Annotated in this window: 13 protein-coding genes; 7 read left to right on the top strand and 6 right to left on the bottom strand. The window is 66.5% G+C overall.

All coding sequences use genetic code 11. The annotated features are described in order from the left end of the window. Positions 1-88: 88 nt before the first annotated feature. Complete coding sequence (gene hisD / locus MHX64_RS06165) at positions 89-1,402, top strand: histidinol dehydrogenase (RefSeq protein ID WP_239356160.1); 1,314 nt, start codon at positions 89-91, stop codon at positions 1,400-1,402. Here the strand turns inward: hisD and MHX64_RS06160 are convergent. The 3 genes from MHX64_RS06160 to MHX64_RS06150 all read right to left on the bottom strand — a co-directional run bounded on the left by MHX64_RS06160 (position 1,387) and on the right by MHX64_RS06150 (position 3,862). Continuing rightward, the gene (locus tag MHX64_RS06160) at positions 1,387-1,701 is read right to left on the bottom strand and encodes a hypothetical protein (RefSeq protein WP_239356161.1); all 315 of its coding nucleotides are present in this window, start codon (positions 1,699-1,701) and stop codon (positions 1,387-1,389) included. The two genes, hisD and MHX64_RS06160, sit on opposite strands and share 16 nt — an antisense overlap. After that, positions 1,689-2,357: a hypothetical protein gene (locus MHX64_RS06155; RefSeq protein WP_239356162.1), complete on the bottom strand. Its 669-nt coding sequence runs from the start codon at positions 2,355-2,357 to the stop codon at positions 1,689-1,691. Before MHX64_RS06155 ends, MHX64_RS06160 begins: the two co-directional genes overlap by 13 nt. Positions 2,358-2,458: 101 nt before the next feature. Then, complete coding sequence (locus tag MHX64_RS06150) at positions 2,459-3,862, bottom strand: amino acid permease (protein WP_239356163.1); 1,404 nt, start codon at positions 3,860-3,862, stop codon at positions 2,459-2,461. Between the two features lie 659 nt (positions 3,863-4,521). Here MHX64_RS06150 and MHX64_RS06145 point away from each other — a divergent pair. Both MHX64_RS06145 and MHX64_RS06140 read left to right on the top strand, forming a co-directional pair. Beyond that, a complete protein-coding gene (locus MHX64_RS06145; protein ID WP_239356164.1) occupies positions 4,522-6,612 on the top strand; it encodes a DEAD/DEAH box helicase in 2,091 nt (696 codons plus the stop codon). 109 nt (positions 6,613-6,721) lie between these two features. Beyond that, positions 6,722-7,498: a S1 family peptidase gene (locus tag MHX64_RS06140; protein WP_239356165.1), complete on the top strand. Its 777-nt coding sequence runs from the start codon at positions 6,722-6,724 to the stop codon at positions 7,496-7,498. A gap of 221 nt (positions 7,499-7,719) precedes the next feature. Here the strand turns inward: MHX64_RS06140 and MHX64_RS06135 are convergent, their stop codons facing one another. From MHX64_RS06135 to putP, 3 genes are read right to left on the bottom strand one after another with little or no spacing between them, the layout of a single operon-like run. Next, complete coding sequence (locus tag MHX64_RS06135) at positions 7,720-8,202, bottom strand: DUF2269 domain-containing protein (protein WP_181888206.1); 483 nt, start codon at positions 8,200-8,202, stop codon at positions 7,720-7,722. A gap of 33 nt (positions 8,203-8,235) precedes the next feature. After that, on the bottom strand, positions 8,236-8,835 hold the full coding sequence (locus MHX64_RS06130) for an HNH endonuclease family protein (protein ID WP_239356167.1): 600 nt from the start codon (positions 8,833-8,835) through the stop codon (positions 8,236-8,238). Positions 8,836-8,841: 6 nt separating this feature from the next. Next, complete coding sequence (putP, locus tag MHX64_RS06125; RefSeq protein ID WP_239356169.1) at positions 8,842-10,410, bottom strand: sodium/proline symporter PutP; 1,569 nt, start codon at positions 10,408-10,410, stop codon at positions 8,842-8,844. A 161-nt stretch (positions 10,411-10,571) separates the two neighbouring features. On the opposite strand from putP, the gene MHX64_RS06120 reads away from it, so the two are divergent. From MHX64_RS06120 to MHX64_RS06105, 4 genes are read left to right on the top strand one after another with little or no spacing between them, the layout of a single operon-like run. Continuing rightward, positions 10,572-13,676: a DEAD/DEAH box helicase gene (locus tag MHX64_RS06120; RefSeq protein ID WP_239356171.1), complete on the top strand. Its 3,105-nt coding sequence runs from the start codon at positions 10,572-10,574 to the stop codon at positions 13,674-13,676. Then, positions 13,669-14,490 carry a hypothetical protein gene (locus MHX64_RS06115; RefSeq protein ID WP_239356173.1) on the top strand — a complete coding sequence of 274 codons (822 nt, stop codon included), beginning with the start codon at positions 13,669-13,671 and terminating at the stop codon, positions 14,488-14,490. The genes MHX64_RS06120 and MHX64_RS06115 overlap by 8 nt, the downstream gene beginning before the upstream one ends. Positions 14,491-14,547: 57 nt before the next feature. Further along, on the top strand, positions 14,548-15,699 hold the full coding sequence (locus MHX64_RS06110; protein WP_239356175.1) for a DNA repair exonuclease: 1,152 nt from the start codon (positions 14,548-14,550) through the stop codon (positions 15,697-15,699). Positions 15,700-15,702: 3 nt separating this feature from the next. Then, complete coding sequence (locus tag MHX64_RS06105) at positions 15,703-18,351, top strand: AAA family ATPase (protein WP_239356177.1); 2,649 nt, start codon at positions 15,703-15,705, stop codon at positions 18,349-18,351. The last annotated feature ends 7 nt before the right edge of the window (positions 18,352-18,358 follow it).

Raw genomic sequence — 18,358 nt, 5'->3', positions numbered from 1 at the left:
GTGGGGTTGGACGGAAAACGGCCTCGGCGGGGGCGCTGCGCGGATACCATGCAGGGAAGACTTGGAAGCGACAAAAAGGGGGAGCGACATGCTGTCGGTGACAGATCTCAGGGGCCGAGCGTTAACCGTGCGCGAGCTTCGGAAGGTGCTTCCTCGCGCGGGCGCGGACGTGCACTCGGTGGTGCCCCAGGTGGCTCCGATTGTGGAGGCGGTGCGTGAGCGCGGCGCGCAGGCGGCGTTGGAGTACGGGGAGCGCTTCGACCGCGTGCGTCCGGCTTCGCTCCGTGTGCCGGACGAGGTCATCACGGAAGCCGTGGACGGTCTCGACGCGGACGTACGCGCGGCGTTGGAGACCTCGATCGCGCGCATCCGCGCCGTACACGGCGACCAGAAGCCCGTGGAGCACACCACCGAGCTCGCGCCGGGCGCCACGGTGACCGAGGTGTTCCGCCCGGTGCAGCGCGTGGGTCTGTACGTCCCCGGCGGCAAGGCCGTCTACCCGTCGAGTGTGCTCATGAACGCGATTCCCGCCCAGGAAGCGGGCGTGGAGTCGATGGTGGTGTGCTCGCCGCCACAAGCGGACTTCGACGGCTGGCCGCACCCGACGATTCTCGCGGCGTGCGCGCTGGTGGGCATCGATGAGGTGTGGGCTGTCGGCGGCGCACAGGCCGTCGCGCTGCTGGCCTACGGCGACGAGGACCTGGAGCCTGTGGACATGGTCACCGGCCCCGGCAACGTCTTCGTCGCCGCCGCGAAGCGCGTGGTCAACGGCGTGGTGGGCATTGATGCGGAGGCTGGCCCCAGCGAGATCGCGATCATCGCCGACGAGACGGCCAACCCGGTCTATCTGGCGTACGACCTGATCTCCCAGGCCGAGCACGACGAGCACGCCGCGTCGATCCTGGTCACTGATTCGCCGTCACTCGCCGAGGCGGTCAACCGCGAGATCGCCGAGCGCTACCAGGTCACGCTCAACGCCGAGCGCGTGCGCGCTGCACTCGAGGGCCCACAATCGGGCATCTTGCTTGTCGACGACCTCCGGTCCGCCGTCACCGTCACCAACGCCTACGCACCCGAGCACCTGGAAATCCACACCGGCAACGCCGGTGACGTAGCCGCGCAGATCACCAACGCCGGCGCGATCTTCGTCGGGCCGCACGCGCCGGTGCCGCTCGGAGACTATTCCGCGGGATCCAACCACGTGCTGCCCACATCCGGCACGGCCCGTTTCGCGGCGGGGTTGAGCACCCACACCTTCCTCAAACCCGTCAACGTGGTCGAGTACTCCGCGGACGCGCTGGAGGGTGTGGCAGACACCGTGATCACCCTTGCCGACGCCGAGCGACTCCCAGCACACGGTGAGGCCATCCGAGCGAGGCGGGACGATTACCAGGACTCGTAGTCGTTGTCGCGTCCTGGGAGAGACTTCTCAAAAATCTGCTCGTCTCCTCGCGCTTGACCCAGTATGAGGAAGAACAGCTGAGCAGCATCCAAGTTGGGTAGCTCGCGGACTACCTGCTCCATCGTCGCTGCCACATCTCCCCAAGGCTGCTCACGAATCTCTTGTGCGAACACCCTCCAGTCGAAAATGTCGCCGTACTGGAGCGTGGCAGCGTAGACCTCATACGGCCAAGACGTGATGGGATCCGACGGCGAAGCCGCTACGTTGCGGAACATCGCCTCACTGATCATGTCAGGCATGCTGCGATCTCCTTACACACCGATTCAACCTTTGACCATGAATCCCACCCGGACACGACGCCCTTATAGCTACCAAGGGAATCCTTATTGTGACTGTCAGCAGGGTTAGGAGCCGAAAGCATGTAAACCAGCTCCGATAGAACCGAACCGTCGGTGTTGGTGAACTCGCTGTAGAACGAGTCTATGTCTTTCAAAACCTCGCACGCGGTGGAAATTCCGAGTGTTGAACCTACCGCTGCGACATCGAGGTAGTCACGAACCTGGTTCCTCTGGACGATCAAGAATGCTTTGGTGCGCAGAACCTCGGCAATCGTAGGGATCTGAAGCTGAGAGCCGTTAGGCAGTTTGACTGTCTCCACCTCCAGAGGGGTCTTGCGGCGCAAGTTGCGCAAGCCAGCCTGATAACCGTCTAGCGATCCCATGATGGTCATCGGCGGACGGGACGCGCGGGGATTTGTCGACCACCCGTCCAAACCCACGACAGCTTCTAGAACTGCATCGTAGCGGCTCTGGAGATGCTCAATGACGTGGTCGTGGTCGAACGACATGCGGTGGTGCGCATAGAACGCAGCTGCGCTCCCGCCTACGAGTACTGCGTCAGGCGCTACCTCCTGCAGTTTGGCTGCAGATTCATACAGCTCTTGCATGTCGTTCATGCTTTGAGAATAGATTCAGTGTTGTCGCAGCTCAACCACCCGTCCATGCGTAAGAAAACCCAGCGCTGCGGGGGCAGCGCTGGGTCCATTCGGTTGCGGGGCTATTTCGCCTCGTACTCAACCTCATCTTCCGCGATCGCCTGCGGGCGGCCGGTGACGAAGTAGAGAATCGACATCAGGATCAGGAACGCGACGCCGACAATGAGCGCGGTGTGGAACTCCTCCATCCACACCATCGTGCCGAAGGTGAACAGGATAAACGCGACCGCGAACCTTTGCCCGTACGGCCAGAACGGCACTGGGAACTTCAGGTTTTGCTCTTCGGCGGGGGAGATGTTGCGTCGAGAAGCAATGTGCGCAAGCAAGATCATCAGCCACACGAAGATGGTGGCGAAGGTGGCCAGCGCCGCGACAGTTTCAAAGATGTCGGGGTAGCGCTGATTCAAAATCACACCGACGATCAGGGCGATGATTAACATGACCACGGTCATCACCGGCACATCGCGGTAGGTCTTCGCCATCGCCCGCGGCGCCAGCTTCTCCTTGGCTAGGCCGGCGAGGACGCGGCCGGTGCCGAAGAGGTCGGCGTTGATGGCGGACAGCGACGCGCTGAGCACCACTACGTTGAGCAGCGCGGCCGCCCAGCTGACGCCGAGCGTGTCAAAGATCTGGACGAAGGGGGAGTCCTCGCCGTTGATGGTGCGCCACGGGTTGATCATCAAAATGATCAGGATGGACAGCACGTAGAAGATCAGGATGCGCGCCGGGACAGTGTTGACCGCCTTGGGGATGGAGCGGTCCGGGTCCTCAGCCTCCGTTCCGGCGACGCCGATGATCTCGGTGCCGCCGAACGCGAACAGCACGAGGATGAAGGACGCTGCCATGCCGGAGATGCCGTTAGCGAAGAAGCCGCCGTCGCTCCAGAGGTTGCTCACGCCCATCGTTTCCGGCTGGGAGCCGAGGTTGAAGGCGAGGATGGCGGCGCCGCCCACGATCATGGCAACCACGGCGCCGACCTTGATCAGCGTGAGCAGGAACTCCAGCTCGCCGAAGAGACGGACCGCAGCCAAGTTCGCCGCGCTAATGATCAGCAGCGTGACCGTAATCCACACCCACGCGGGCGTGGTGGGGAACCAGAACTTCATATAGATCGTGATGGCCGTCAGGTCCGCCAGACACACGATCATCATCTCGAAGGCGAACATCCAACCGGTGATGTAGCCGCCCCAACCACCGAGGTACTTGCGGCAGTACACGGCAAACGAGCCGCGGACCGGGTTGCGCACGCTCATCTCGCCGAGCGCGCGGAGCATGAAGTACACCACTGCGCCGCCGAGCAGGTACACCAGCAACACGGATGGACCGGCGGCCTGGATCGCACCGGCGGAGCCGTAGAACAGGCCGGTGCCGATGGCGGAACCGAGCGCGATGAAGTGGATGTGGCGGGTGTTTAAGCCGCTGCGTTTCGGTTTGGGCTTGGTGGCGTTGTCTGATGGTGCAGTCATAACGGACATAACTGTGCTCTTTCGGGAAGCAATGCGCGAATCGGAGGCGTAAGGGAAATGGATTGAGGTGTGCCCGAAGCTGGGGGCGGCGGCGTCCCGGTTGGCCGTCGATAGGCAAAGTGCATTGCTTCGCGGACGGATCCGGGGGCGCGGCGCGAACGACATAAGCCTTGAGTGTTGCCCGTGCTAACAAGAAACCCCCTGCGCTTGCAGCAGAGGCTGTTAGCGCAGGGGGCTGGAGTCGGCCGACACCGCGCTACAGATGATGATGCAGGCGGGCCGGCTGGGTATTCAGCATCGCAGAACGCTCGGCCGTGGCCGAGGTCGCAAATGCGGTGCTGTTGATCATGCCGACGACCGTAGCACGGCGGGTGGTGCCTTCGCAGCGGATTGTGGAAACTACTTGCCACAATGCTCGAAGAGCTAGGTCTGAGGTGGTCGTGATCCTCTAACGGCTCCCACGCGCCTACTGTCCGGAGCACTCGTTGCCGCCCGCGCCGGGATCCATCGTCGGGGCTCCTTCGAGGTGTGGGGCAGGGGTGGCGTCGATAGGCAATGTGACCTGCACCACGCACTTTACGGGAGGGTGTGCGACTTCGCCCGCCGGCAAACCGCAGGAATACTAACCGGGGCGCACAATGGCGTACGCTGGGCCAGCGATGAGCATTTCCGAAAACGCCACCGGCGGCGAGAATGAGCCGGATATGAATGTGTCGGAAAACCAGAAAGACCCGCAGGATGTCGCGGCCGAAATCGTTGAGGCCGTAGTAGAGGACACCAGGGATGCGGGGGTTTCTGAGGAGACCGGCGCCGCGGACACCGTGGCCATTGAAAACGACAATGATGTGCTGAAGCTTAACGACGAGCCTTCGGCCGAACCCGCCGCCGAGCCCGAGAAGCCCGAAAACGGCTTTGAGAAGCTCGGCCTGCCCGACGAGGTCATCGAGGCGGTCAAGCGCGTCGGCTTCGAACAGCCGTCGCCGATTCAGGCGCAGACCATCCCGCTGCTTATGGACGGCCGCGACGTGGTCGGCCTCGCGCAGACCGGTACCGGCAAGACCGCGGCGTTCGCGCTGCCGGTGCTGTCCCAGATCGACCCGGAGAAGCGCTACCCGCAGGCCCTCGTGCTCGCGCCGACGCGTGAGCTGGCGCTGCAGGTGTCCGACTCCTTCCAGAGCTTCGCCGACCACATCGACGGCGTGAGCATCCTGCCGATCTACGGCGGCCAGGCCTACGGCATCCAGCTGTCCGGGCTGCGCCGCGGCGCCCAGGTCATCGTGGGCACCCCGGGCCGTGTGATCGACCACCTGGAGAAGGGCTCGCTGGACATTTCCAACCTGAGCTTCCTGGTGCTGGACGAGGCTGACGAGATGCTCAACATGGGCTTCCAGGAAGACGTCGAGCGCATCCTGGAGGACACCCCGGATTCCAAGCAGGTGGCGCTGTTCTCGGCGACGATGCCGAACGCGATCCGCCGCATCTCCCGCGACTACCTCAACGACCCGGAAGAGGTCACCGTCAAGTCGGAGACGCGCACCAACACCAACATCACCCAGCGCTACCTGTTCACCGCGCACCGCAACAAGCTCGACGCGATCACCCGCATCCTCGAGGTGACCGAGTTCGAGGCAATGATCGTGTTCGTGCGCACCAAGAACGAGACCGAGGAGTTGGCCGAGAAGCTGCGCGCCCGCGGGTTCTCCGCCGCCGCCATCAACGGCGACATCGCCCAGCAGCAGCGCGAGCGCACCGTGGACCAGCTTCGCGACGGCCGCCTGGACATCCTCGTGGCCACCGACGTCGCCGCCCGCGGCCTGGACGTCGAGCGCATCTCGCACGTGCTCAACTACGACATCCCCAACGACACGGAGTCCTACGTCCACCGCATCGGCCGCACCGGCCGTGCGGGCCGTTCCGGCGAGGCGATCCTGTTTGTCACCCCGCGCGAGCGCCGCATGCTGCGCTCCATCGAGCGCGTGACTAACGCGACCATCGAAGAGATGGACCTGCCCACCGTGGACGAGGTCAACGAGTCGCGCAAGGCCAAGTTCATGGACTCCATCACCGAGTCGCTCGAGGCCACCGACCTGCAGATCTTCAAGACCATGGTCCGCGAGTACTCCGCGGCGAACAACGTGCCTATGGACGACATCGCCGCCGCCCTGGCCACCCAGGCCCTGGCTGGCGACGAGTTCCTGATGAAGGAGCCGCCGCGCGACAAGCGCGACCGCCGCGACCGTGACCGCTTCGACCGCGACGATCGCCGCGGGCGCGGACGCGACCGCTTCGACCGCGACGACCGTGGCGACAGGGGCCGCGGCCGCCGCTTCGACGACAGCGGCAACTTCGACACCTACCGCCTGGACGTGGGCAAGCGCCAGCACGTCCGCCCGGGTGCCATCGTCGGCGCCCTGGCCAACGAGGGCGGGCTGAGCTCTAAGGACTTCGGCCGCATCACCATCGGCGGCGACTTCACCCTGGTGGAGCTGCCGAAGAACCTGGACCAGGCCGTGCTGGACCGCCTGGAGGACACCCGCATCTCCGGCCAGCTGATCAACATCCAGCGCGACCACGGCGCACCCCCGCGCGATCGCGGCGGGCGTGGCCGTGGCGGCCGCGGGGGCTACCGCGGCGGGCGCGGACGCGACGACCGTGGGGACCGCGGGGACAGGGGCGATCGCGGTGGACGCGGCGGTTACCGCGGCGGACGCGGCCGAGGCCGCGACGACAGGCGCGACCGCTGGGATTAACCCCTCACCCTGATGCAGCCGGCACAGCTCACAAGCAGCGTGCCGGCTGCTTTGGGTTTGGGTGGGGGACCGGAGGGCGTCGATAGGCAGGGGTGCTAGGTTAATGCGCATGTCTTCCCAGCGCACGCACCGAATTTCCCGAGCTCTCCTCGCAGCGGCCGTGGCGCTGGGGATGCAGGCCGCGCCCGCCGACGCCCAGCCGCGCGTGGAGCAAGGCGCGCCCGTGCGTATCGACGGCACCGGCACCTGCACCATCGGCTTCAACGACCCCGCGCGCCACCGCAGCCTCGTCGCCGCGCACTGCGGAGCCGAAGGCGCGCGAGTCAACGCCGGCGGCGCCACCGGGACACTATTCCGCTCCAAGGCCTACGACGGCCACCTGAGCAACGACTGGGCCGCCATCCAATGGGACGCAGGCGTGGCAGTCGGCGGCAACCGCTTTTCCGGCGACGCGTGGGTCCACCCAAATGACGTGCGCCTCGGCGAGACCATCTGCTACTTCTCCCGCACCCGCGGCGCGCAAACTTGCGGGCGCTTCTCCGGCTCCGCCGACGGCACATTCTTCCTCGCCGCGCCGCTGAGCCACCCCGGCGACTCCGGCGGGCCCATGTGGGTGCCCGGCCGCGGCTTCGTCGGCGTGGTCTCCAGCATGTGGACCTCCAACCCGCTGCCGTTTTTGCGCGGCGGCGACTACGTCATCGGCATCGTGCCCCACGACGGCCCCGCCGTCCCCGAAGCCCGCCTCGTCGGCGTGTGGGGGCAAAACGCGCTGTTCCCCGGGCTGACCGGTCCGGTGGCGGAGGTGCTGCGGAAGGCCGTCGACGGGATCTTCCGCGTGCTTGCCGGCCTGGGCCTCGGCGGCGCCTCCGCGCTGCGGTACACGTAGGGGGCCGGGCAGAACGACTCATGCGCACAGACCCTGGGATCCAAAGCCTGGGATCGCGCCGATTTTGGCCATTGCCAGGGTTTGCCTCCCAGGGTCTGTGCGCGGGGGAGGCGTCTCGAGCTCCGGCAACCGGGGCGAAACTGGCCCTACCAACAAGGCCCAGCCATTCGCCGAATAGGGAATAGCTGGGCCTGTCTCAAGCGGAAACGCCCGCGCGTCCCTTACGCCGGGGTCGGCAGGAACATCAGGATCAGGGTGAGCATCCACAGCAGGTTGAAGATGCCGGCGCCGGCGGTTGCCTTTGCCTTGGACTTCTCAAAGTTGGTGGTCTGGTCGGCCGGGTCTGCGTCGGCGGCCGGCAGCGCACCGAGGGTGCCCATCATCTTGCGCTGCTGCGGGATGACCATGCCCAGCAGGATCGCCCAGGCAATCACGGAGAGCACGATGGCGGTGTGGAACCAGTAGTTGGCCTTGTAGGTCTCCCAGTCGGAGGCGAGCACGGCGCCGCCGAGCAGCGGGACGAGCAGGGAGAGCATGCCGTAGGTCTTGGTGATGCGGTAGAGCACCGACGCACGGCCGGTGGCCTCCTCGCCGCCGGCGCGGGATTCTGCGACCTGGCGCGGGAACATCGAGGTAGACACGACAACGGGGCCGAGCAGCAGGATGGCCGCGACCACGTGCAGGAAGATGAGGAATGTAGTCATGTGCCCACACCTTACGGCATGGTGGGAAAATCCTCACAGCTCGCCGCGCGCGAGCAGCCCGGCGACCCCGGAGCACGCGCGCCGCACCGCCCGCAGGTCTGCCCGGGGCAAAGGAAGGGCATAGTGCTTTGCGACGTCCACGAGCCGGCGCCCATACGCACACCGCGCGCGCCTATCCGTGGGCATCCATTCGGACGGGAGTTTGTCGCCTTTGGCCTGGTTGGCGGCGGAGGACACGGCGACCAAATTGCGCGGGTCGTTGTAGAAGCGCTCGCGGGTGGCGGCGTCCCACCGGTGGGCGCCTAAGTCCCAGGCGGCGGAGACGGGCAGGACGTGGTCGATCTCCACGTCGTGCGGCAGAAGATCATCCCCGGTGTAGGGATCCACAACCCGGGGATTGCCCCACTGCGGCCAGGGCTGGGCGCAGTCCGCGTCAAACGCGGCGGCCATCACCGCGGCGCGGGTGTCGCACCCGCCGGTACCGGCGGCCCAGCCGGGGCCGAACTCGGCTCTGTCGTAGCCGAGGATGGTGGTGCGGTGGGGCACCGTTGGGACGTCGATAGGCAATCGCCCCGTGGGGAACGGCACCACCAGCACAGTGAGGGCGGAGAGAATAAGAAGGTATCGGCGCATACCTTCTTAGACTGCGGTGGAGCCTCCGCGGTTCCGCAGCGCTGCGGCGAAGTCCTCGTCGGGGTGGGCGAGCGCATAGTCGGTGGCGGCCGCGGCGGTGTCGAACTCCTCTTCCACACCCTCCTTCGGGCGGGTGGCCAGGGAGACGACGACCATGGCCAGAGTAGCCAGGATGACGCCCGGGACGATCTCGTAGATCATGCCGGACAGCGCGTCCACGGAACCCCAGACAAACGAGGTGACGGCGCCGACGATCATGCCGGCGATCGCGCCCTGGGAGGTGAGGCGCTTCCAGTACAGCGACGCCACAACCACCGGCCCGAACGCGGCGCCGAAGCCGGCCCACGCGAAGCCGACCAGGCCGAGGATGGTGTCGGACGGGTTCAGAGCCAGCAGCATGCCAATCAGGGCAATGCCGATGACCATGGCGCGGGAGAGCACGAGCAGGGTGGTGTTGTTCGGGTTCTTCTTGAAGATGCGGTAGATGTCCTCGATCAGCGCGGACGAGGTGACCAAAAGCTGCGAGGACATGGTGGACATGATCGCGGCGAGTACGGCGGTGAGCACGATGCCGGCGATCAGCGGGTGAAACATGATGCGGGCCAGGTCCAAAAAGACGGTCTCGTAGCCGGACTGGTCGGTCACGGACGCGGACTTCTGGCCGAAGTAGACGGTTGCCACCAGGGCGGTGAAGATGCCGCCGAGGTAGCAGATAGCCACCCAGATGGTGCCGGTGCGGCGGGCCGCCTTCGCCTCAGACGGGGAGCGCAGCGCCATGAAGCGGGTGATGATGTGCGGCTGGCCGAAGTAGCCCAGGCCCCATGCGATGTTGCCGATGATGGTGGCGGCGGACACGCCGGCGACCATGTTGAAGTAGTCCGGGTTGCCGTGCTCCCAGGGGCCGTACGGGTTTGAGGTGGCCCAGCTGAAGATGTCGTACGGGTTGTCCAGGGACATCAGCGCCATGACCGGCACGGTGATCAGGGCGAGGAACATCAGGCCGCCCTGCACAACGTCGGTGTAGCTCACGGCGAGGAAGCCGCCGATGAAGGTGTAGAGCACCGTGATGGAGCCGACGATGAGCACGCCGTGGATGTATTCGCCGCCGAAGGTGGATTCGTAGTAGCGGCCGCCGGAGACCATGCCGGAGGACACGTAGAAAGTGAAAAAGAAGATGATGATCACGGCGGAGGTGAAGCGCAGCACGCGCGAGGTGTCGTGCGTGCGGTTTTCGAAGAAGCTGGGCAGCGTGATCGAGTTCTTGGCCACCTCGGTGTAGGCGCGCAGCCTTGGTGCGATCCACTTCCAGTTGGCCCAGGTGCCGATGAACAGGCCGATGACGATCCACAGCTCACTCATGCCGGCGACGAACAGTGCGCCGGGCAGACCCATGAGCAGCCAGCCGGACATGTCTGATGCGCCTGCGGAGATGCCGGCGACGAGCGGGCCGAGGCCGCGGTCGCCGAGGACGTAGTCGTCGTATTTAGTTGTCTTGCGCCACGAGTAGAACCCGATGGCGACCATCACCCCGAAATACAGGACGATGGCAAGCACTAGCCAGAAACTGTCGGACATGTGCACTCCCTTACGTCGGTGGTCGGTGTAAGTTTCGCCACACTGTAACGCATCCTTCCGTCGCGCTGTATTGATTTGCAGAATCGGCTGAGTGTGGGCTGAAAGATTTTGTTCGAACGCTCGGCGGGGGCGATGTCGGTGTCGGTGGTATAAGGGTGGGTATGCCTGAATACCTTCTCCATGGCCTGTGGCTCCCCGAGTCCGGGCTTTCGGTGTGGGTTGAGCGCGTACAGGGACACCGCATTGTGACCATGGATGACGTGCCGCCCGGCACGTTTCCGCCGATCGTGCATTCGCTTTTGGACGACCAAAGGTTCCGCCACTTCCATACCCTGATCCTGCAAACCCCGAAGGGCCGGCACGTCAGCTTGCGGGCGCCGTTGGCGCAGTTCGCGCCCGAGGATGCGGTGCGCTTTTTGGACAACCTGGCGCACCTGGACGGGGATTCGCCGGCGGCAACGCCCGCGCAGCGCGAGGCGGTCGCGCCGGACATGTACTGGATCCTGCGCATGTATCGGGGTCTGACCCAGTTCGTGCGCGCGGGGCGCGTGAGCATCAACGTGCCGTACCACGACGGGCTGTGGTACGCGCAGTGGCAGTTGGGCACCGGACTGGAGGAGCGCAGCTGGCTGGCGGAGATGATCGCCGCCTCGCCGGGTGTGCTCACAGTGAACAACGCGAACCTGAGCGAGGACTGCGCGCAGATGTTCACGCACTGGATCGCCACGGAACGCCTGCAGGGCGCGGTGGAGAAGGCGGCGACGAGGCCGTACCCATGGCACGATTTTGTGAAGTCGCTGCTCTACAGCATCCCGCTGCGCCGCGGCGGGGCGGTGCTGGCCCGCCAGATGGGGGATTGGAACGGCACGATCACGGCGGTGAACATGCAGCTGGTGTTCATTGTGGAGTCGCCAGACGGGGCCGAGGAGTCGGGCCCGGACACGCTGTGGCCGGTGCGGGTGCAGGTACGTTCCAGCGCGGATTCGCCGCGGCCGGTGCGGCTGGGGGATTACGACTCGAAGACGGCCGACGTCCTGCGCGGCCAGCTCGACCGGGCAATCGCGGTGACCTCGCTGGCGGATCCGGCACAGCACGGCCGGTTCCGCTCCACCGTGGACCAGGGCTTCGACCCCAACGCGGGCGACTGGGACCTGTACTTGAACGGCGACGAAATTGTGAAGTTCGTCCGCGAAAGCGCCGCGACCCTGCGGGCCCACGGCTTTGTGGTGCTGCTGCCGCGTGCGTGGGCGACGGCGGAGACGGCGTCGAAGCTCAAGGTCAGCGAGCACCAGGACCCGCACGATTCCTCCACCGTGACCATGATGGGCTTTGACGCCCTGGTCAAGTACGACTGGCGGCTGTCCGTCGGCGGCGTGGAGCTTTCGGACGAAGAGATGGCGGAGCTGGTCAAGTCCAAGTCCGGCCTGATCAAGCTGCGCGGCGAGTGGGTGCTGGCGGATAGCCGCGAGGTGGCCAAGACGGCGAAGTACCTGGAGAAGCTGCGTGACACGTCGCTGAAAAACGCGATGCTGGAGGCGGAGAGCGCCATCAAGCGCGCCCGCATCGCGCAGGCCGCCGGCTCAGAGGACGCCGAGGAGCTGCAGCGCCTCGCCGAGGAGGCGCAGGCGGAGTACGAGCGTCTGAAGGCCGCCGAGGGCGAGGGCGTGGTGTCTGCCGCGGAGCTGCGCCAACTCGCGTTGGAGTCGGGCACGGACAGCCCGATCGAGTTCACCGGCTCGCCCTGGTTCACCTCCCTGGTCGGCGGCACGGACCGCCCGGCGCCGGAGCGGGTGGACATCCCGGACACCGTCACCGCCGAGCTGCGCGAGTACCAGCGCCGCGGCGTGGACTGGCTGTACTTCATGTCCCGCAACAACTTGGGCGCGGTGCTTGCGGACGACATGGGGCTGGGCAAGACCCTGCAGCTGCTCACCCTGCTCGCGGTGGAAAAGGCGAAGGGCACGAGGCGCGGCCCGTCGCTGATCGTGGCGCCGACGTCGGTGGTGAACAACTGGGCGCGCGAGGCCGCCCGCTTCGTGCCGGATATGCGCGTGCGCGTGCACCACGGCGCGGGCAGGCTCAAGGGCGACGACTTGTTCGCAGCCGCCGAAGACTCCGACATCGTCATCACCTCCTACGGCACCGCCGCGCGCGACGCCAAGGATTTGGCGTCGGTGCAGTGGGATCACGTGGTGTTGGATGAGGCGCAGGCGATCAAGAACGCGGGCACGCAGTCGTCGAAAAGCGTTCGCGCAATTCCCGCACGACACCGCATCGCGCTGACCGGCACGCCGATTGAAAATAAGCTTTCTGAGCTGCGCAGCATCCTGGATTTTGTGAATCCGGGCATGCTGGGCTCGCAGAGTTTCTTCCGCAACCACTTCGCCAAAGCCATCGAGTCGCGCAGGGACCCGGAGCTTGCGGACGAGATGGGCGAGCGGCTGCAGCGCCTCACCGCGCCGTTTATCCTGCGCCGCCTGAAAACGGACACGGCGATCATCTCGGACCTGCCGGACAAGGCCGAGCACGTCATCGCCGTGGACATGACCCCGGAGCAGGCCGCGCTGTACAAGGCGCTGGTGGACAGCACGCAGGCGGAACTGGACGAGCGCAAGGGGATTGCGCGAAAGGGGCTCGTGCTGGCCACGATTACCCGCATCAAGCAGGTGTGCAACCACCCGGCGCACTTTCTTGGCGATGGCTCCGCGGTCACCGACAAAGGCCGCCACCGCTCCGGCAAGGTGGAAAAGCTCATGGAGCTGCTCGAAGAAGCCGCCGCGTCCGACCAGCGTGTGCTGATTTTCACCCAGTACAAGGCGTTCGGCGACATTTTGAAGCCCTACCTGTCCGAGCGCCTCGGCGAGGACGTGCCGTTCCTCCACGGCGGCGTGGGCAAATCCGCGCGCGACGCGATGGTGGAGCGTTTCCAGCAGCCGGACGGGCCGCGCGCGATGATCCTCAGCCTGAAAGCCGGTGGCACCGGCTTGAACCTGACGGCGGCGTCCATGGTCATCCACTTGGACCGCTGGTGGAACCCGGCGGTGGAAAACCAGGCCACGGACCGCGCGTTCCGCATCGGGCAGGAGAAGAACGTCACGGTGTACAAGATCATCACCCGCGGCACGATGGAGGAATCCATCCAGGACATTCTGGACGGCAAGACCCAGCTCGCCGGCGCCGTGGTGGGCCAGGGCGAGGGCTGGATCACCGAGCTGGGAACCGGAGAGCTCGCCCAATTGATCAGTTACAGGGGGCAAAATGACTGAGAAGAAGAAGCGCCCGCAGGAAAACAACGTCATCTACGCCAACTTCGGCGCGCGCAAACGTGTGTCCAGCGCGGCGGAAACCGGTGGCGCGGAGATTTCCGCGTTCCGTCCGCGGTCGCTGTCGCCCGCGGCGATGACCATTTACAACGCCGCGGTGCGCCAGACGGACGTGGGCCGGGCGAAGCGCGGTGCGGAGTACGCCGCCCGCGGGCATGTGGTGGAGCTGCAGGCGGTGTCCCACGGTGTGCGCGCGGCGGTGGTGGGCAGCCAGAATGACCCGTTCCGGGTGGCTATGTACTTGCCGCGGCGCCACGCCGAGGAGATCCGCGAGGCCACCAGCGCGATCGTGCGGGCGCCAGGGTCCATCGCCGCGGCGAAGGCTGGCACGCTCGCCGAGGATGTCTTGGAGATTCTGCTGTGCAGAACTCCGCAGGAAGTCACCTTCCACTGCGACTGCCCGGACGGCGCGGCCGTGTGCAAGCACGCCGTCGCCGTGGCGCAGCGCACCGCGGAGCTCATAGATAAGGACCCGAGCGTCATCTTCACCATGCGCGGGCTGCGCCTGGAGGAGCTGGAAAACCGGAAGCGCAACCAGGCGGATGACCTGGCCAGGGAAAACGCCGAGCCCGGTTCGGAGTACTTCTGGTCCGGCCGCGAGCTTCCAGAACTGCCGCGTCCGAAGGTGGCGCCGATGATCGAAGACTCCGACATCGACCTGCTCCACCGCGCGATGCAGACCGTGTCGTTCACCAACATCGACCAGTTGCGCGCCGTGGCGGACATCGAAGATCTCTACGACGAACTCACCCGTTAGCTCGTGTGTTCGAACGTTTGCGCTGGCGTGTCGGCCGCGGTGGTAGGTGTATAAGACATGACGCACACCACCTTCATCCACACCTCCGACCTGCAGTTAGGCATGCGCCGAAAATTCTTGTCGCTCGAAGCGCAGTCGCGTTTCGACGACGCACGCCTCCGCGCCGTCACCCGCCTGGGGGAGATAGCCCAGGACCGCAGCGCCGAATTCATCGTGGTGGCCGGCGACGTGTTCGAGCACAACTCGCTCGAGCCGACCACACTCGGCCGCGCGCTGGAGGCGCTGCGCAAACTGCCCGTGCCGGTCTACCTGCTTCCCGGCAACCACGACCCGCTGGTGGCGGACAGTATCTTCCAGCGCACCGAGGGGCTCGAAGGCGTCACGGTGCTCGCGGACTCTACTCCTGTGGTCGTGCGCGAGGGCGTCGAGGTGGTGGGTGCCCCGCTGTTAACCAAGCACGCCTCGGAGGACCTGTGTGCCAAGGCAATCCGCGACCTAGAGCCGACGGAGGCGATCCGCATCCTCGTCGGCCACGGCGCGGTGGAAGGCTTCGGGGAAGAGGATGCGCAGTCGCTCATCGACGTTGCTTCGCTCGACACCGCCATCGACCAGGGGACGATCGACTACGTCGCGCTGGGCGACACCCACTCCACCGCGGCGCTGTCCGCCTCCGAGCGGATCTGGTACTCCGGTGCCCCCGAGACCACGGACTATTTCGACCGCACCCCGGGCGTGACCGGCGGCGAGGTGGATTCCGGCAACGCGCTGGTGGTCACCGTGGACAAAAGCGGCGGGCGCGCCGAGGTTGCAGTGGAGAAGGTCCCGGTCGGCGCTTGGACGTTCGAGGCCCGCTTCTGGGAGGTCGCCGGCGCCGAGGACGTGGCCGAGGTGGTCGAGGAGCTCAAGGCTTACCAGGAGAAGGACCGCACCGTGATCAAGTACGCGCTTTCCGGCACCCTCGGTCTGGAGGACACGCGCACTCTCGAGCGCGAACTGGGCGAGCTCGAGCCGGTCTTCGCGGCGCTCTACCCGCGCGAGCGGCTGATGAGCCTGCACCTCGAACCCGACGATGAAGAGCTGGAAAACCTGCCCTTAACCGGCTTCGCCCAGGACGCGATGCGCGAGCTGATCGGCCAGGCGGCCGAGGACAACGCCACTGCCCGCGACGCCGTGAACCTGCTGTTCCGCCTGTCCAAGGAGGTGGGCTAGACCATGCGCATCCATGACCTTGTCATCGACAACTTCCGCGCCATCGAGCACTTGGAGCTGCGTGACCTGCCGGAGACCGGTGTGATTGTCATCCACGGCCAGAACGAGGCCGGCAAGTCCACGATCCTGGACGCCATCGACACCGTGCTGCAGGAGCGCCACTCCGCCGGCGGCAAGAAGATCAAGATCTTCGCCCCGGTCGGCCGCGACGCGTCCCCCGAGGTCACCATGACCGCGACGGTGGGGGAGACTACCTTTAGAATCCACAAGCGCTGGCTCAAGGGCAAGCTTTCAGAGCTGGAGATCCTCTCGCCGGTGCACAAGAACTTCACCGGCCGTCAGGCGGACGATGAGCTCGCCCGCATCATCGCCGAACAGATGGACACCAGCCTGGCCAAGACTCTGTTCCTGCGCCAGGGCGAGCTGGATCCGGGCATCGCCGCCGCCGGCATCCCGTCGATTTCGCAGGCGCTCGACGCGGAGAATGGCACCGAGCGCTCCGGCGAGGAAGACACCGAGCTTATGGCCGCCATCGAGGCGGAGTACGCCCGCTACTGGACGGCCGCGACCCCGCCCAAGCCCAAAGCCTCCTTCACCGCCAAGTCCGACGTAGTGGACACCGCCCGCGAAACGCTGCGCGCCGCCGAGGCCGAGGTGCAGCAGCTGGCCACCTTTGTGGACGAGGTGGCCCGCCGCGAGGACGAAATCCGCGCGGTGGACACGGAGCTGCCGCAGGCCCACGAGGAGCTCGCCGAGCGCGAGGCCGAGTTCGCCCAGGCCAGCCAACTCGCCGAGAAAGCCAAAACTGCGGCTGAGCAGCTCGAGCGCGCCACCGTCGCCAGGAAGCGCGCCGAGCAGGACCTCGCCGAGCGCACCGCCCTCTCCGAGCGCGTGGCCAAGCTGCGCGAGGAGGAAAAGAACCTGCAGGCCGCCCTTGCGCCGGCGCAGGAGGCGCGCGATGCCGAACGCGAGAAGATTACCGAGCTGACGGCGCAGGTCGAGGAGGCGAAAACCCGCCTCGCCACCGCTCGCACCACCCTGCGCGGCGCCGAAAACGTCCGCGACCACGTGCGTGCCTCTCGGCGCCTCACGGTCGTCACCGACCAACTCACCCTCATCGGCAAAGCAGAGGAAGCCTACGCAACCCTGCTCAAAAACGCCCCCGCCCTGCAGGTCACGGACGCGGACGTGCGCAAGCTGGAGCAGGCCGAAAGCGAGCTGACGCTGCAGCGGCGCCTGCGCGAGGCGGCCTCCGCCAAGCTGGAGATCACCGCCGATGGAAAGACCATCCAGGTCGACGGCGAAAGCGTGGGCGTGGACGGCACCGAGTCCGTCGCCGTCTACGAAGGCACGCGCCTCACCCTCGACGACTTCGATGTGGTCTTCCGCGCCGCCCAGGGGTCGGAGGACCCCCGCCGCGCTGTGGAAAAGGCCGAGGACGCCCTTTCCAGCCTGCTGTCCAAGCTCGGTTGCGCGGACGTCGACGAGGCCCGCGCCGCCCGCGACGCCAGCAAGGCGCACGAGGCAGAGGTGAAGTCCGCCCGCCAGCGCCGCGACGACGCGCTGGCCGGCACCGACGCCGACGAGCTCGCGGCCGAGCGCGACCGCCTCACCTCCCAGTTAGAGGAACTCGCCGAGGCGATCGACACCGCCGAGCTCCCCGACACCGAGCAGGCCGCGGAACTGGCCGTGAAGGACGCACAGAAGGCGCTGGACAAGGCGGAAAAGGACGTCGACGCCGCCGACGCCGCGCTCAAGCCCTACGCCGACCGCACCGCCGCAAGCGAGCTGACCGTCGTGCAGACCAAACTCGAGGCGAAGCAGGCCGAGGCCAGCCATGCCGCCGACGAGCTGGCACACGCCGAGGACAACGCACCGAAGACCACGCTCGAGAGCGCCCTCGAATCGGCCAGCGAGCAGGAGCGCGAGGCCAACGAGGCGCACGCGGTGCTGTCCGCCGAGCTCGCCGCCGCCGACCCGGAGATCGCCCAGCAGATGCTCGAGGGCGCGAAGGCACGCCGGCAGAACCTGGAGAAGCGGCAGGCCGAGGCGAAAAACCGCATCACTGAGTTGACCGGCCGCATCGAGATCGCCGCCGGCGCCGCCGAGAAAGCGGACCGCGCTGCCGCGGAGCTCGACGCCGCGGAGACCGAGCTGGCCCGCACCACCCGCCGCGCCGATGCAGTGCGCCTGCTGCGCGAGACGATGCACACTCACCGCGACGCCGCCCGCGCCCGCTACACCGCGCCGTTCAACGCCGCGATCCGCAACCGGGCCCGGGTGCTGTTCGGCCCGACCGTGGATTTCAATTTCGGCGACGATCTCACCGTCACCGAGCGCACCGTCGACGGGATGAGCGTCCCGCTGGACCAGCTTTCCGGCGGAACGAAGGAGCAGCTGGCCATCCTCACCCGTTTCGCAATCGCGGACCTGGTCACCGCCTCCGGCGAAACCACCCCGGTGCCGGTGGTGGTCGACGACGCCCTCGGCGCCACCGACCCGGAGCGCCTCGCCCGCATGAACTCGCTGTTTTCGCAGGTGGGGAAGACGTCGCAGGTGCTGGTGCTGACCTGCTTCCCGCAGCGCTTCGACCGCGTCGCCGCCGCGCGCACGTACTCCATGGACGAGTTGAAAACCGCGACCATGGGCTAGGATCTGC

It is taken from the genome of Corynebacterium sp. ACRPZ (genome assembly GCF_022346205.1).
Classification (GTDB): domain Bacteria; phylum Actinomycetota; class Actinomycetes; order Mycobacteriales; family Mycobacteriaceae; genus Corynebacterium; species Corynebacterium lehmanniae.
Note: the sequence above shows the minus strand (reverse complement) of the source record. Positions and strands in the feature narration are given on the sequence as shown.

Coding starts and splice junctions, on each gene's coding strand:
- MHX64_RS06135 (WP_181888206.1), bottom strand. CDS start 8,202: ATGACTACATTCCTCATCTTCCTGCACGTGGTCGCGGCCATCCTGCTG.
- putP (WP_239356169.1), bottom strand. CDS start 10,410: ATGTCCGACAGTTTCTGGCTAGTGCTTGCCATCGTCCTGTATTTCGGG.
- MHX64_RS06115 (WP_239356173.1), top strand. CDS start 13,669: ATGACTGAGAAGAAGAAGCGCCCGCAGGAAAACAACGTCATCTACGCC.
- MHX64_RS06105 (WP_239356177.1), top strand. CDS start 15,703: ATGCGCATCCATGACCTTGTCATCGACAACTTCCGCGCCATCGAGCAC.
- MHX64_RS06155 (WP_239356162.1), bottom strand. CDS start 2,357: ATGAACGACATGCAAGAGCTGTATGAATCTGCAGCCAAACTGCAGGAG.
- MHX64_RS06150 (WP_239356163.1), bottom strand. CDS start 3,862: ATGACTGCACCATCAGACAACGCCACCAAGCCCAAACCGAAACGCAGC.
- MHX64_RS06130 (WP_239356167.1), bottom strand. CDS start 8,835: ATGCGCCGATACCTTCTTATTCTCTCCGCCCTCACTGTGCTGGTGGTG.
- MHX64_RS06145 (WP_239356164.1), top strand. CDS start 4,522: ATGAGCATTTCCGAAAACGCCACCGGCGGCGAGAATGAGCCGGATATG.
- MHX64_RS06120 (WP_239356171.1), top strand. CDS start 10,572: ATGCCTGAATACCTTCTCCATGGCCTGTGGCTCCCCGAGTCCGGGCTT.
- hisD (WP_239356160.1), top strand. CDS start 89: ATGCTGTCGGTGACAGATCTCAGGGGCCGAGCGTTAACCGTGCGCGAG.
- MHX64_RS06140 (WP_239356165.1), top strand. CDS start 6,722: ATGTCTTCCCAGCGCACGCACCGAATTTCCCGAGCTCTCCTCGCAGCG.
- MHX64_RS06110 (WP_239356175.1), top strand. CDS start 14,548: ATGACGCACACCACCTTCATCCACACCTCCGACCTGCAGTTAGGCATG.
- MHX64_RS06160 (WP_239356161.1), bottom strand. CDS start 1,701: ATGCCTGACATGATCAGTGAGGCGATGTTCCGCAACGTAGCGGCTTCG.